This window comes from Vibrio salinus (genome assembly GCF_021272385.1).
Classification (GTDB): domain Bacteria; phylum Pseudomonadota; class Gammaproteobacteria; order Enterobacterales; family Vibrionaceae; genus Vibrio; species Vibrio salinus.
Genome location: NZ_JAJSDZ010000009.1, coordinates 386,442 through 401,133 on the forward strand (window position 1 = coordinate 386,442; position 14,692 = coordinate 401,133).

Annotated in this window: 17 protein-coding genes; 15 read left to right on the forward strand and 2 right to left on the reverse strand. The window is 44.4% G+C overall.

All coding sequences use genetic code 11. The annotated features are described in order from the left end of the window. The first annotated feature begins 1 nt into the window (after window position 1). Complete coding sequence (locus tag LRQ06_RS09955) at window positions 2-820, forward strand: alpha/beta fold hydrolase (RefSeq protein ID WP_232766183.1); 819 nt, start codon at window positions 2-4, stop codon at window positions 818-820. A gap of 284 nt (window positions 821-1,104) precedes the next feature. Here the strand turns inward: LRQ06_RS09955 and plsY are convergent, their stop codons facing one another. Further along, window positions 1,105-1,707 carry a glycerol-3-phosphate 1-O-acyltransferase PlsY gene (gene plsY / locus LRQ06_RS09960; protein WP_232766184.1) on the reverse strand — a complete coding sequence of 201 codons (603 nt, stop codon included), beginning with the start codon at window positions 1,705-1,707 and terminating at the stop codon, window positions 1,105-1,107. Between the two features lie 169 nt (window positions 1,708-1,876). Between plsY and folB the strand changes: the two genes are divergently transcribed. The 11 genes from folB to rpoS all read left to right on the forward strand — a co-directional run bounded on the left by folB (window position 1,877) and on the right by rpoS (window position 9,533). Further along, the gene (folB, locus tag LRQ06_RS09965) at window positions 1,877-2,230 is read left to right on the forward strand and encodes a bifunctional dihydroneopterin aldolase/7,8-dihydroneopterin epimerase (RefSeq protein WP_232766185.1); all 354 of its coding nucleotides are present in this window, start codon (window positions 1,877-1,879) and stop codon (window positions 2,228-2,230) included. Then, on the forward strand, window positions 2,227-2,727 hold the full coding sequence (gene folK, locus LRQ06_RS09970) for a 2-amino-4-hydroxy-6-hydroxymethyldihydropteridine diphosphokinase (protein WP_232766186.1): 501 nt from the start codon (window positions 2,227-2,229) through the stop codon (window positions 2,725-2,727). Before folB ends, folK begins: the two co-directional genes overlap by 4 nt. 4 nt (window positions 2,728-2,731) lie before the next feature. Next, a complete protein-coding gene (locus LRQ06_RS09975) occupies window positions 2,732-3,502 on the forward strand; it encodes an undecaprenyl-diphosphate phosphatase (protein ID WP_232766187.1) in 771 nt (256 codons plus the stop codon). Window positions 3,503-3,647: 145 nt separating this feature from the next. Further along, entirely contained in the window at window positions 3,648-3,935 is a 288-nt protein-coding gene (gene ftsB / locus LRQ06_RS09980; RefSeq protein ID WP_232766188.1) for a cell division protein FtsB, read from the forward strand. Beyond that, entirely contained in the window at window positions 3,932-4,630 is a 699-nt protein-coding gene (gene ispD / locus LRQ06_RS09985) for a 2-C-methyl-D-erythritol 4-phosphate cytidylyltransferase (protein WP_232766189.1), read from the forward strand. Before ftsB ends, ispD begins: the two co-directional genes overlap by 4 nt. A 3-nt stretch (window positions 4,631-4,633) precedes the next feature. Further along, a complete protein-coding gene (gene ispF / locus LRQ06_RS09990; protein WP_232766190.1) occupies window positions 4,634-5,110 on the forward strand; it encodes a 2-C-methyl-D-erythritol 2,4-cyclodiphosphate synthase in 477 nt (158 codons plus the stop codon). Between the two features lie 29 nt (window positions 5,111-5,139). Next, complete coding sequence (gene truD / locus LRQ06_RS09995) at window positions 5,140-6,186, forward strand: tRNA pseudouridine(13) synthase TruD (protein ID WP_232766191.1); 1,047 nt, start codon at window positions 5,140-5,142, stop codon at window positions 6,184-6,186. Further along, window positions 6,186-6,926 carry a 5'/3'-nucleotidase SurE gene (gene surE, locus LRQ06_RS10000; RefSeq protein ID WP_232766192.1) on the forward strand — a complete coding sequence of 247 codons (741 nt, stop codon included), beginning with the start codon at window positions 6,186-6,188 and terminating at the stop codon, window positions 6,924-6,926. The genes truD and surE overlap by 1 nt, the downstream gene beginning before the upstream one ends. Window positions 6,927-6,931: 5 nt before the next feature. Then, window positions 6,932-7,558 (forward strand): protein-L-isoaspartate(D-aspartate) O-methyltransferase, encoded by a 627-nt coding sequence (locus LRQ06_RS10005; protein WP_232766193.1) that lies wholly within the window; start codon window positions 6,932-6,934, stop codon window positions 7,556-7,558. A gap of 5 nt (window positions 7,559-7,563) precedes the next feature. Then, window positions 7,564-8,454 (forward strand): peptidoglycan DD-metalloendopeptidase family protein, encoded by an 891-nt coding sequence (locus tag LRQ06_RS10010; protein WP_232766194.1) that lies wholly within the window; start codon window positions 7,564-7,566, stop codon window positions 8,452-8,454. A gap of 74 nt (window positions 8,455-8,528) precedes the next feature. Continuing rightward, window positions 8,529-9,533, forward strand: a complete 1,005-nt coding sequence (gene rpoS, locus LRQ06_RS10015) for an RNA polymerase sigma factor RpoS (RefSeq protein ID WP_232766195.1) — start codon at window positions 8,529-8,531, stop codon at window positions 9,531-9,533. Window positions 9,534-9,616: 83 nt separating this feature from the next. Here the strand turns inward: rpoS and mutS are convergent, their stop codons facing one another. Beyond that, window positions 9,617-12,220, reverse strand: coding sequence for a DNA mismatch repair protein MutS (mutS, locus tag LRQ06_RS10020; protein WP_232766196.1), 2,604 nt, complete (start codon window positions 12,218-12,220; stop codon window positions 9,617-9,619). 258 nt (window positions 12,221-12,478) lie between these two features. Here mutS and pncC point away from each other — a divergent pair, with 258 nt between their 5' ends. From pncC to recX, 3 genes are all read left to right on the forward strand, one after another. Then, window positions 12,479-12,964, forward strand: coding sequence for a nicotinamide-nucleotide amidase (gene pncC, locus LRQ06_RS10025; protein WP_232766197.1), 486 nt, complete (start codon window positions 12,479-12,481; stop codon window positions 12,962-12,964). Between the two features lie 113 nt (window positions 12,965-13,077). Continuing rightward, window positions 13,078-14,127, forward strand: coding sequence for a recombinase RecA (gene recA / locus LRQ06_RS10030; RefSeq protein ID WP_232766198.1), 1,050 nt, complete (start codon window positions 13,078-13,080; stop codon window positions 14,125-14,127). An 88-nt stretch (window positions 14,128-14,215) separates the two neighbouring features. Further along, a complete protein-coding gene (gene recX / locus LRQ06_RS10035) occupies window positions 14,216-14,677 on the forward strand; it encodes a recombination regulator RecX (RefSeq protein ID WP_232766199.1) in 462 nt (153 codons plus the stop codon). Window positions 14,678-14,692 lie beyond the last annotated feature (15 nt).

Genomic DNA, 14,692 nt, shown 5'->3' on the forward strand with positions numbered 1-14,692 from the left:
TATGCCGTTTGTTACGATTGAAGATCGCACTATGCATTATCTGGATATCGGTCAGGGCGAAACATTAATTTTCGGGCACAGCTTTTTGTGGAATGCCGGGATGTGGCGTCCTCAGATAGAGCTCCTGAGTCAGAAATACCGTTGCATCGTCCCGGATTTCTGGGCTCATGGTCAATCGGAGTTCCCACCGTCGTCAATGCAGAATCTTACGGATTACGCCGGGCATATTTTGCAACTTGCCGATGAGTTAAATATTGAATCGTTCTCCATTGTGGGGTTATCCGTCGGGGGAATGTGGGGCGCTGAGTTAACGGCTCTGGCTCCGGAACGGGTGAAAACGTTGATTCTGGCCGATACATTTGTCGGACTGGAGCCGGAAGTCAATCACGATAAGTATTTTGCCATGTTAAATACGATCATCGCGAATCAATCGTTCCCTTCCGTTGTTCAGGAACAGATGCTTCCGATGTTTTTTGCTCCGAGAAGTCTTGATGGCAATGCAGGCTATGTGCAGGATTTCCGACAGTATATTAGCAACGTATCAGGAGACGCTGCACTTCAGATAGCTTCAGTCGGGAAAATGATCTACTCCCGTAGGGACTTGTTCGATGACATCGAAAAGTTTGCCTTACCTGTATTGATTATGGTCGGTGCCGAAGACCGGTTTCATCCGGTGTTAGAATCGTATCTGATGCATGACAGTATTACCGGCAGTGAATTGGTGATCGTTCCTAATGCAGGGCATATCAGCAACCTGGAACAGACTCAATTTTTTAACCAGGCATTGAGTGACTTTTTGTTCCGGACTCTGCACAAATAAAGCATAGGATCTAAGGATCTAGGGTCTGTTGATCTTTGGTGATGGTTTTTGCAGCGAGTTGATGGTGATTTAGGCAAGGCGGGGCATGTGAAGTGTAGTCATCTACATGAGTCATGACCCAACGCTGAATAAATCACCATCAAACGCTGCCCGAAGGGTTCATCTGAACTGGCTTTGCTCTTTGTTGCAGGTCATTTGCTTAGAATGACTAAGCTACATGCCCTGCGCCGCGATCAAAACCCGTTCAGAGTGAACAAAAATCAACCATCAAAGGTCAACAGACCCTAGGTATTGGTGACTTTTTTTTCGCCAACTTTCGGCTCAGAGCCGTCTAAAAGCCGCTTAATATTGGCGTGGTGCCGAAAAATGATTAAACAACATAACATGGCAACGGGAACGGTATAGTGAGGTTTGATCATCCAGGTATAAAAAGGCGCCAATATGACAGAGACCAGAGCAGCCAGTGATGAATAACGGGAGACACCAAGAACGATCAGCCAGGTTGCTGCAATCAGTCCCGTCAGATCAAGCCCGATAGGCGCCATTGCTCCTAATGCTGTGGCGACACCTTTTCCGCCTTTAAAATGAAAAAAAATAGGATAGATGTGGCCTAAGCATGCTGCTATGGCAATCACTCCCAGCATAATGGACTGCACGCCGAGAAAATAACTTCCCCATACCGGAATGGTTCCTTTGAGCATGTCGCATAACAGTACCAGAACGGCTGCTTTTTTCCCTCCAAGACGAAGCACGTTTGTGGCTCCCGGATTTTTGGATCCTGATTGTCTTGGATCGGGTAAATTCATGATCCGGCAGATCAATACTGCACTGGATACGGATCCCAGTAAGTAAGCTCCGATAATCAGAATTAGAATCATTGGCGACATAGACACCTTAATTTTTATAAAACGGCAGATACCATTTTAACTTAGAAAAATATGGCATCTTTTTCCATATTTGTGTGGTTTGAGTATATGATATCGCGATATGTAACATGGTACTGTGTTTTTAATGACATAGGTATCCGACCTGTATAATAGTTTGAAGTAAAGTCTCATGGATAAAGTATTTATTGAACAGTTAACCGTGATTACCACAATCGGTGTTTATGACTGGGAACAACAGATTAAACAGAAGCTGGTTCTTGATATTGAAATGGCTCATGATAATCGTCCTGCCGGGAAAAGTGACGATGTAAAGGATGCACTGGATTATTCTCAGGTTAGCGAAGCCATTATTCAGCATATTGAAAATGGCAGGTTTCTGCTGGTCGAAAGGGTAGCGGAAGAAGTCGCTGAGCTGGTGATGTCCCGCTTCTTTGTTCCCTGGATCCGAATTCGTTTAGCGAAACCCGGTGCTGTCGCTCAGGCCGCCAGCGTGGGTGTCGAGATTGAGAGAGGAGTGCTATGACGGTTGTTTATGTTGGCATTGGCTCAAATATAGACAAACACAAACATGTAGAGGAAGGGGTCAAATCGTTATCCCTTTTAGGTCAGCTGACTGCAATGTCGACAATTTATGAATCGCCGGCGGTTGGGTTTGAGGGAAAAACTTTCTTTAATCTCATTGTTGAGATGACAACCTCGCTTAAACTGTATGAGTTTTCGAATCAGCTCAAAGAAATTGAAATCGAATGGGGGCGGGATCCTGGTGCTCAAAAATTTCAGGATCGAACGCTGGATATGGATATTCTTCTTTTCGGTCAGAGTATCAATAAGGGAAAGCCTCAGGTTCCCCGGGAAGATATTTATAAATATCCATTTGTTATTCAGCCTCTTTTTGAACTGAATCCGGAACTGATTGTCCCTGATGATGGCAGAACCGTCTGTCAGATTTGGTCGCAGGCAAAAGATTTAGATGTACTCAGGGTAGTAAAGCCCTGGTTTAATCCAACCATTACAGAGTAAATACATGGATATAATTCAAAGCGTTATTCTCGGTTTAATCGAGGGGGTTACCGAGTTTCTTCCTATTTCTTCAACCGGACATTTAATTGTTGCCAGTGAATGGCTGGGACTGGCACAAAGCGATAGCAATAAGGCCTTTGAGGTCATTATTCAGCTATCGGCTATTCTTGCTGTCCTGACCAACTACAAAGAGCGTTTTCATCCTAAATATATCGCTTTGTGGGTTAAAGTATTCATTGCTTTTTTACCGATAGCAGCCGTCGGATTTTTATTTAAGGATGAAGTGAAATCTCTCTTTTCCATTACGGTTGTTCCGATCATGTTTATTATGGGCGGTGTTATTTTCTTAATTGTCGAACGTTATTTGAAAAATCATCAACCTACGTCTCATTCACTGGACGACATTTCTTATTATCAGGCGGTTGTGATTGGTATTGCCCAGGTATTTGCTCTGATTCCGGGTACCAGTCGTGCCGGTTCGACCATTGTCGGAGCTTTGTTGGTCGGTGTCAGCCGGACTGCCAGTGCGGAGTTTTCATTCCTTTTGGCACTGCCGGTTATGTTGGCGGCTAGTGGACTGGATTTGCTTGAGCATTATAAAGATTTTACTGGTGAGCTGGCTCTGCCTCTGATCGTCGGTTTTATTACTTCGTACATTTCAGCCTGGATTGTGATGAAGGTCTTTTTGGCCTTTTTAAGCCGTTTTACGTTTAATGCTTTCGGTATTTACCGAATCGTATTTGGTGCCGCCCTATTATATTGGTTATACACTTAAACGCGTATAAGCTTACGTAATAAAGCCACTGTACTCGCGCCGGCAAAGCGGTTGTGATATAAGTGGCTTTCTATTTCTCAATCTTGATATTTTCTTAATACATCGTGTATAGGATATCGTCCACGTTCGGTTAACAGTAAAGATTATGCGTATTTTCGTACTTGTTTTGGTCTTTTTATTAGGGTGGCTTCAGTACACGTTGTGGTTGGGGAAAAATGGTATTTTTGATTACGAAACGATTTCCGTTGAAATCAAAACTCAGGAGCAGGTTAATAAAAATCTGCGCGCCAGAAATAAAGAAATGTACGCTGAAATTGATGACCTGAAACAGGGACTTGATGCGATTGAAGAGCGTGCCCGTCATGAGCTTGGAATGATTAAGGACGGAGAGACATTTTATCGAATTACCGGCAAAGAGGAAGATAATGAATGACGGAGTTACGTTTTACCGCCATTGTTCCTGCCGCGGGAGTCGGTGCCCGGATGAGAGCCGACAAACCAAAGCAGTACCTGAAAATTCATAATAAAACCATACTTGAACACACACTGGAAAAGATACTCTCTCATCCTTATATCGACAAAGTTGTTGTCGCAGTCAGTAAAGATGATCCTTATTTTGATTCGTTAGAAGTGTCTCATTCTCCTCAGGTCATTCGGGTCAATGGTGGCTCAGAACGTTCAGATTCAGTATTAAATGCACTTAAGTATGTGGTTCGGGAGAAGTTATCGACCTGGGTTCTGGTTCATGATGCGGCCCGGCCATGTGTGCGTTTATCTGATATTTCAGCGTTAATTGATGAGGCAACCAGCCACCCTGTCGGCGCAATACTGGCGGCACCGGTAAGAGACACAATGAAGCAGTCAGATTGTAATGGCGAAATTGAAACGACGGTTGATCGTGCCGTTCTCTGGCATGCCTTAACACCGCAGATGTTTCGTTCGGAACAGCTAGCAGAAGCCTTAACAAAAGCGATGTTTCACAATGTTACGATTACGGATGAAGCCTCTGCAATGGAGTGGCTGGGTATGAAACCCAAACTGGTGACAGGGCGGATGGATAATCTGAAAATAACTCAGCCGGAAGATCTCGATCTGGCTGAATTTTATTTAACGCGTGATAAGGGTTAGGTCATGTTTAAAATTGGTCACGGTTTTGATGTACATAAATTTGGTGGTGAAGGCCCGGTGATTATTGGCGGTGTGTCCGTTCCATATGAACAGGGATTGCTGGCCCATTCTGATGGTGATGTCGCCTTACATGCTTTATGTGATGCTTTGCTGGGCGCTATTGCGGCCGGTGATATCGGTCGTCATTTTCCTGACACGGATGATAAGTGGAAAGGCGCTGATAGCAGGGAACTGCTGAAAGATGTTTACCGGCGGGTAAAAGAGAGTGGTTATCGTTTGGGCAACGCAGATATCACCATTATTGCTCAGGCACCTAAGATGGCTCCTTATGTACAGGCGATGTGTCAGGCTATTGCCGAAGATCTTGAGGTCGGGCTGACTTCCGTGAATGTTAAGGCAACAACCTCGGAAAAATTAGGCTTTACAGGGCGAAAAGAAGGCATTGCCTGTGAAGCGGTTGTTTTGCTGATGAAAGCATAGCAACGAGAGTAGTAGATAGTGGAATAATTATGAGTGATATACTTGCCGATTTGGCGTTTCTTTGTGGCAAGCCGAAAGCGAAGGCAAAAATAAAAGCAAAGCCGGAAGATTTTATTGTGTTGGAAAAACCGGGATTTGAGTTTTCCGGTTCTGGTGAACATTTGCTGGTTAAAATCAGAAAAACCGGTGAAAACACCAAATTTGTTGCCAATGAACTGGCAAAATCCTGTGGTGTAAAATCGAGAGATGTAAGCTGGGCAGGGTTAAAAGATCGTCATGCCGTTACAGAACAATGGCTGAGTGTTTATCTTCCCGATGGTCAGACACCGGATTTTAGCGGTTTTCTTGCTTCTCACCCCCAGGTTCAGATCTTGGATATCACCCGGCATCATAAGAAATTGCGTCCCGGTGACTTACAAAGTAATACGTTCAATATTGCATTAACCGATGTTTCGGATGTAGATGATGTGATTGCCCGTCTTAAACAGGTTAAACAATTGGGAGTGCCGAATTATTTCGGACAGCAACGATTTGGTAACAACGGGAATAACCTGAGCGAAGCAAGACGCTGGGGAAAAGAGAACGTACGAACCCGTAATCAGAACAAGCGGAGCATGTATCTCTCTACTGCCCGTTCGTGGATTTTTAATCATATTGTATCCAAACGAATTGAGACCGGATGTTTTGACTCGTTTATTGCGGGCGATATTGCGCTTGAAAATGGTGAGCCGGTATTAGTAAAAGCGGACATGCTTGATAGCTGGAATCAGAAAGTGACTCAGAATCAGGCTGTCATTACCGCGGCAATGGCCGGAGATAACGCGTTGCCTACGGAAGAGGATGCGTTGCTTCTGGAGCAACCAGTACTTGATTCAGAACCGGATTTAATGAAATTAATTTGTGGTAACCGAATGCGTCACGACAGGAGGAATATTGCATTATATCCTGAAGAGCTGGATTGGCAGTGCGATGACAATCGGGTTATAGTGAACTTTTCACTCGGAGCCGGAAGTTTTGCTACCTCGATCTTACGGGAGTTAGTGGAAGAGATTCCGGTAGAAAGAGACTATAACTGATGAAAATTTTATTGAGTAATGATGACGGTGTCTATGCTTCAGGAATTAACATTCTGGCCGAAGTGATGTCTGATTTTGCTGATGTGGTTATTGTGGCTCCGGATCGTAACCGGTCCGGTGCATCGAATTCACTGACACTTGAGCAGCCTTTGCGAGTGACAGGCATTGCCGATAATATCTTTTCCGTACAGGGGACGCCGACCGACTGTGTTCATTTTGCGTTGAATGAGCTCATGAAAGGGGATCTTCCTGATCTGGTGCTGAGCGGTATTAATCATGGCGCTAATCTTGGTGACGATGTGCTGTATTCGGGGACGGTAGCGGCGGCGATGGAAGGGCATTTTTTAGGTGTTCAGTCTATTGCATTTTCTCTGGTTGGTGAGAAATACTTTGAGACGGCGGCCATGGTTGCAAAAAATATGGTTTTGCACCATTGCCGTTTATCAATACCGACCAACCGGTTATTAAACGTTAATATCCCGGATGTGCCGTTTGAAGATCTCAATGGTGCCGTGGTAACCCGTCTGGGAGCCCGTCATCATGCGGAGAATATGGTTAAGCAAAAAGATCCCCGTGGCCATGATATCTACTGGTTAGGTCCTCCGGGGAAAGAGCAGGATTCAGGCATTGGTACTGATTTTTATGCCATTGAGCAAAATTCCGTTTCTGTTACGCCGATGCAAGTGGATCTGACGGCTCATGAATCATTAGACACTATAAATAGCTGGTTAAAAGGATAGGCGCGATGCAAAACCCACACGCTGAAAAATTGATCGAACTTCTGAAAGAGAATGGGGTCGATGATCAAAGTGTGCTAGATGCAATTTATACTCTGCCAAGAGAACATTTTGTTTCTCAGGCAATGCTTCACCAGGCTTATGATAATAATGCTTTACCAATAGGCCACGGACAAACGATCTCTCAGCCTTATATTGTCGCCAGAATGACTCAGCTACTTAATTTGCGCCATAGCAGTCGGGTTTTAGAAATTGGGACTGGGTCCGGATATCAGACTGCGGTTCTAGCTCAGTTGGTGGAACATGTTTATTCCATTGAGAGAATCAAAATTTTGCAATGGGAAGCGAAAAGAAGACTCAGACAGCTGGATATTTATAATTTTTCGCTAAAACATGGTGATGGCTGGCAGGGATGGGCTGCGAAGGCACCGTTTGATGCCATTATTGTGACAGCGGCGGCCTCCAAAGTACCTCAGGCTTTATTAGAGCAATTGACGGATGGTGGGCGATTAGTGATTCCTGTCGGTGAAGACAATCAACAGTTGTTGTGTGTCAAACGCGTCGGAGACGCTTTCGAGACTCAGACTGTTGAAGCTGTTAAGTTTGTTCCTTTGGTATCGGGTGATTTAGCGTAGTTATTATGAGATTGGGTGGTCAGATAGTAGTAACTGTATTTTCCGCATTGCTCCTGGCTGGATGTTCAGTGACAGGACCAGCGCCGGTTACCGACTTGACCAAAAACTATCACTCATCGAAGAAAGGGAGTTACAGAGGAAGTTACTATATTGTTAATAAAGGAGATACTCTTTACTACATTGCTTACGTAACCGATAAAGATGTGAATGACCTGATTCGTTATAATCACCTTAAGTCCCCCTATGTCATTCACCCCGGGCAGAAGATTAATCTTTGGAGGCCTTCCTATCTTGCTCCTAAATACGGAAACTCGGCTCCTATCACCGCAGTATCACCAAAACTGACCGATCACTCATTAGTAAATTCTAAATCTGAGGCCCATACACATAATTCAAAGAATAAACATGACGGGGTTAAAAGATCTGCAGTTAAAGGTGTTGAATCTTCAAAATCAAAAAGGTATGGTGAGTCAGTAAGTAAAAATAATGTTAATAAAAATGTAGCAAAAGCGAAGATAGGCAATAGTAAGATCAAACACTGGGTATGGCCAACGAGAGGGAGGTTAATCAGAAAATTTTCGTCGGGTGATCAGGGTAATAAGGGTATCGATATTGCAGGACGACGTGGACAAAATATTGTATCAGCAACAGCAGGTACAGTGGTCTACTCGGGAAATGCACTTAGAGGATACGGTAATTTAATTATTATTAAACACAACGACAAATATTTAAGCGCTTACGCGCATAATGATCGGTTGCTAGTTAAAGAAGGCCAGAGTGTCAAAGCCGGACAAAAAATTGCTACCATGGGTAGTTCAGGTACAAATAGTGTCCGTCTTCACTTTGAAATCCGATATCAGGGTAAATCTGTGAACCCAATTCACTATTTGCCGTAACAAACTCTTAATTAGAGTCATGTAGCGACATTCAAAGCAGTAATGTCTTACTAAACTCGCCGGGGGGAGGCGTTATGAGTAAGAGTAATTCCGCAACTAAAAAAGTAGAACAGCTTAATTATAGCAGGCATTCTGATGGGTTTGATTTTCATGCATCAGAACATGGACATGCCGTTTCTACTGAATCCACTGTCGAAGCCGATACAAGGGAAGAATTTGATGCTTCCAACAAAACTCTGGATGCGACTCAACTTTATTTGGGAGAAATTGGTTTCTCTCCACTTCTAACTGCCGAAGAAGAAATTCTTTATGCCCGTCGAGCACTTCGTGGCGATGAGGCCGCTCGTAAAAGAATGATTGAAAGTAATCTTCGTTTGGTGGTGAAAATTTCCCGTCGCTATTCCAACAGAGGACTTGCCTTATTAGATTTAATTGAAGAAGGCAATTTGGGCTTGATTCGTGCTGTCGAAAAATTTGATCCGGAAAGAGGGTTCCGCTTTTCAACCTACGCGACATGGTGGATTCGTCAAACCATCGAGCGTGCGTTAATGAATCAGACCAGAACGATCAGGCTACCGATTCATGTTGTGAAAGAGCTGAATATTTATCTTCGTACTGCCCGTGAATTATCCCAAAAACTGGATCATGAACCAACGGCAGAAGAGATCGCATTGGAGTTGGATAAACCGGTGGATGATGTCAGCAAAATGTTACGTCTTAATGAGCGCATCAGTTCGGTTGATACCCCGATTGGCGGTGATGGCGATAAAGCCCTTTTGGATATCATTCCTGATTCTATTCAGTATGATCCGGAATTTTCTTCAGAAGATTCTGATATCAAATCCTCATTAATTGACTGGCTTGATGAACTGAATCCCAAGCAGAAAGAAGTATTGGCCAGACGTTTTGGGTTGCTAGGTTATGAACCGTCAACGCTTGAAGAAGTTGGGCATGAAATCGGACTGACAAGGGAAAGGGTCAGACAGATTCAGGTTGAAGGTTTACGACGCCTGAGAGAAATTCTGTTAAAACAGGGTTTGAATATGGAGTCTTTATTTGATTTTGAAATTGAATCTTAGGGCTTTATTTTACCAACGCAACGGATAGATTATTTGAATTTGAAAAAGGCACGGTGAAAATCGTGCCTTTCTATTTGTGCCTGTCAGGACTGTAACAGGTGTTTTAGTCGGTACAGCTCTTCCAGTGCCTGGCGTGGGGTCAGATTATCGGGCTCGATTTGTTCTAAGGCCAGTTCAACGTTACTTTGAACGGGGATCAGGCTCAGTTGCTGCTCTGTCCGGTCAGTCTTGGTGGGTTCTTTTCCTGTCGGAAGTTCTTCTCTTCCTGACTGATGTTCTAACTGAGACAGTTTTTTTCTGGCATTATTGATGACGGCTTTTGGAACACCAGCCAGTCCTGCAACCGCCAGTCCGTAAGATTTGTTTGCTGCGCCATCCTGGACGGAATGCATGAAGGCGATATCTTCACCATGTTCAATGGCATCAAGATGAACGTTAACCAGATTTGGCAATAACCCCGGCAGTTCCGTTAGCTCAAAATAATGAGTGGCAAACAGGGTTAATGCACCAATCTGAGATGCGAGCCATTCGGCACTGGCCCAGGCCAGTGACAGTCCGTCATAGGTGCTGGTCCCCCGGCCAATTTCGTCCATCAGAACCAGACTTCTTTCTGTCGCATTATGCAGAATATTTGCGGTTTCTGTCATTTCAACCATAAATGTTGAACGCCCGGAAGCAAGGTCATCAGAGGCACCAATTCGGGTAAAAATTCGATCAACAGAACCGATCCGGGCAAAGTCAGCCGGCACATAACTTCCGATATGAGCCAATAGGGTAATCAATGCAGTCTGACGCATATAGGTTGACTTTCCCCCCATATTCGGGCCGGTAATAATCAACATTCTTCTGTCCGGATTCAGAGATATCGGGTTGGAAATAAACGGCTCATCCAACACTTGTTCTACGACCGGATGGCGGCCCGCATTGATTTCAATTCCCGGTTCTTCTGTCAGCTCTGGACGACAATACTGTAACGCATCAGCCCGTTCAGCCAGAGTTTGTAATACATCGAGCTGGGACAGGGCTTCTGCCAGTTTCTGTAGCCTTTCCAGCTCGGGTAACAACTGATCAAATAGCTGTTCCCATAACTGTTTTTCCAGAGCCAATGCTTTAGATTTAGAATTGAGCACTTTGTCTTCATGCTCTTTCAGTTCCGGAATAATGTAACGCTCTGCATTTTTCAGTGTTTGCCGACGAATGTAGTGAGGTGGCACCAGGTGGCTTTGTCCACGACTGACTTGTATGTAAAAGCCGTGAACATTGTTATAGCCAACCTTAAGGGTATCGATGCCGTGGCGTTCTCTTTCTTCAATTTCCAGTTTTTCTAAATACTCAGTCGCTCCACTGGCCAAATCCCGCCATTCATCTAACTCTGTGTTGTAACCGGGAGCAATAACGCCACCATCTCGAATGACCACTGGTGGATTATCGATAATGGCGCTCTCCAGAATTTCACAGACGTTATCAACCGGAAGACAATCCTGAGCAAGGGCTTTTAAATGGGGTTGAGTCAGACTTTTCATTGTTACGGATAAGTCTGGCAACTGATGTAAAGCGAACCTTAACCGGGCCAGATCCCGGGGACGGGCAGAACGCAGAGCCAGTCGGGCCAGAATTCTTTCAATGTCTCCAACCTGTTTTAATATTGGCTGAAGGTCGGCAAATGTGCCGGAAGCGATCATTTCCTCGATTGAATCCAGCCTTTGATTCAGTTCCGGTCGGGAACGCATTGGTTGATGCAACCAGCGTTTTAGCATCCGGCTTCCCATTGGGGTTGCGCAATAATCCAGTATTGACGCAAGAGTATTGTCGTTTCCTCCAGACAGATTTTGGGTTATTTCCAGATTGCGGCGTGTCGAGGCATCCAAAATGACAGAGTCATCTTGTCGGTCATAAGTCAGAGAACGAATATGAGGAAGCGCGGTCCGTTGAGTATCTTTAACATACTGAATCAGACAACCGGCAGCACATAATCCCCGGAGAGCATTTTCCACACCAAAACCGGTCAGGTCTTTGGTGCCGAATTGCTGGTTTAATTGTTGACGGGCGGTATCGGATTCAAATTCCCAAACAGGTCGGCGGCGGTTACCTTTCCTGCTTTCCATTAGCTGCACAGAGACAAAGTCTTCCGGAAATAATAATTCTTTTGGTGAAGTTCGCTGCAGTTCGGCCGCCATTGCTTCTTCTGTTTCCGGTTCTGACAACTGGAACCGTCCGGAGGTAACATCCAGAGTGGCGTAGCCAAATTTACCCTCATGTTCGTAAATGGCGGCAATCAGGTTGTCGATTCTTTCCGGAAGTAATGCTTCATCCGTAACGGTTCCCGGTGTGACGATCCGGACGACTTTTCGCTCTACCGGTCCTTTACTGGTGGCCGGATCGCCAATTTGTTCACAAATTGCGACGGATTCCCCAAGCTGAACAAGTTTGGCCAGATATCCTTCGACAGAATGAAAAGGGACGCCGGCCATAGGTATGGGTTCTCCGGCGGATTGTCCCCGTTTTGTTAAGGAAATATCGAGCAGCTGAGACGCTTTTTTTGCATCATCATAAAAGAGTTCATAGAAATCCCCCATTCGATAAAACAGCAAGATATCAGGATTCTCAGCTTTCAGCCTGAGATATTGCTGCATCATAGGGGTATGTTTTGCATCCTGAGCGGGGGTTTTTAGGGTACTGTTTGTCATGAGAACCTTTTTAGTCAATGCATGGTTCAGATACTTATCTGATAAATGAAAATATCACAAAGCAGGGTATCAGACAGGCGAAAATAATCGGGCTAGCATAGCAAAACAAACCTGCTATGAGCAATTTGTTCGCAAACATTTTAATCGCCAGAATTTTATTGAGTTTATTTTTTTCCTGACGATGAATGCCATTGTTTTATGATTTGCGACAGAGTAATTTAGTGAACTTCGATGGAGCAATAGTCGGGGGATAGACAGATGGATAATGACACTACGAATTTGAGTGCTCAGGTAGGGCAGTGTTTAAAAAAATCCAATCATATACTATGTACAGCGGAATCTTGTACCGGTGGCGGAATTGCTGCGGCTATTACCGATATTGCAGGAAGCTCAGCCTGGTTTGATCGTGCTTTTATAACTTACAGTAATGAAGCAAAAAAAGAAATGTTGGGTGTCAGAGACAATACGCTTGACAGTTATGGCGCAGTGAGTGAGCAAACGGTCAGAGAGATGACGGATGGAGCCCTTAAACGTTCCAGAGCCAGTGTTGCCGTGGCTGTGAGTGGTATTGCCGGACCGGATGGTGGAACCGATGATAAACCGGTGGGAACCGTTTGGTTTTCCTGGCAGGATAAATACGGATGGAAGAAGTCTGAGAGGTTGGTTTTTCAGGGAGACAGAGCACAGGTCAGACAACAAACGGTTTTACATGTGTTGAAAGTTTTGCATTATCGGTATTCCTGAATAAATTTTAATACAGGTATAGACACTGTATGAATCTACAGTATAATTATCTGTATCAGCTTAAATAAATTACAACGCTCATATTAAGAGTTAGCGATAGTCTGGAGAAAGTAATGGACGAGAACAAACAAAAAGCATTGGCTGCGGCCCTGGGACAGATAGAAAAGCAATTTGGTAAGGGCTCTATCATGCGCCTTGGCGATAACCGTGCAATGGATGTAGAAACCATTTCTACAGGTTCTTTGTCTTTGGATATTGCACTGGGTGCCGGTGGTTTGCCTATGGGGCGTATTGTTGAAGTTTACGGCCCGGAATCGTCAGGTAAAACAACGTTAACGCTTGAATTGATTGCGGCAGCTCAGAGAGAAGGGAAAACTTGTGCCTTTATTGATGCAGAGCACGCTCTTGATCCTGTTTATGCAAAAAAACTGGGCGTTAATATTGAAGAACTTTTAGTCTCTCAGCCGGATACTGGTGAACAGGCACTGGAGATTTGTGATGCGCTGGCTCGCTCCGGAGCCGTTGATGTTATGGTTGTTGACTCTGTAGCTGCGTTGACTCCAAAAGCAGAAATTGAAGGTGAAATGGGAGACAGCCACATGGGGCTTCAGGCCCGTATGTTATCTCAGGCTATGAGGAAATTGACCGGTAATTTGAAAGCATCAAATTGTATGTGCATCTTTATCAACCAGATCCGCATGAAAATTGGTGTTATGTTTGGCAACCCGGAAACAACAACCGGGGGAAATGCACTTAAGTTTTATGCCTCTGTCCGTCTTGATATCCGTCGCACAGGTGCGATCAAAGAAGGCGATGAAGTTGTTGGTAATGAAACCCGTATTAAGGTAGTTAAAAACAAAATTGCAGCTCCGTTTAAAGAAGCACATACCCAGATTATGTATGGCCAGGGATTTAACCGTGAAGGCGAGCTGGTTGATCTTGGTGTGAAGCATAAGCTGGTTGAAAAAGCAGGTGCCTGGTACAGCTATAATGGCGATAAAATCGGTCAGGGTAAGGCAAATGCATGTAAGTACCTGAAGGAACATACCGAAGTAGCTAAAACCATTGATACGAAGTTGCGTGAAATGCTACTGGCACCGGCTGACATTCAGGCGGAAGAACCGGAGTTTGGTGCGGTACCGGAACAGAGTGAAGAGCTTTAATTTTTGACTTAGCACTTTTAAGAGCCCTGTTCAGTCAGGGCTTTTTTGTACTATATATTTATGCATCAGTGAGTCAGGTTAGGCGAGTATGTATTTCAACCATCAGAAATTAAGTTGTAAAGAGACGGCATTGCAGCTTCTAAGCCGGCGGGATTATGGCGAGCAGGAACTTCACAGGAAATTGGCTGGTAAAGGATTTTCTGAAAATGAAATAGGTGAGGTTCTCGCTTACTGTCATGATCTTGGGTATATCGATGATATAAAATTTGCACAAAGTCAGATTCGTCAGCATATCTCTAAAGGGCAGGGCGAAATCCGCATTCGTCAGGAACTGAAACAAAAATCGGTGTCTGAAACGGATATTGATATGGCTTTTCAGGATTTTGATACCGACTGGTATGAACTGGCACGAATTTCGGCAATGAAAAAGTATCGGGTACTGGAAACAGTTGAGCCAAAAGAGTACGCCAGACGCGTGCGTTTTTTACAATACCGGGGATTTGATTTTGAGCAAATCCAATATGCATTAACCCCGGATTCAGACGAATAACGATTACTCAAAGTT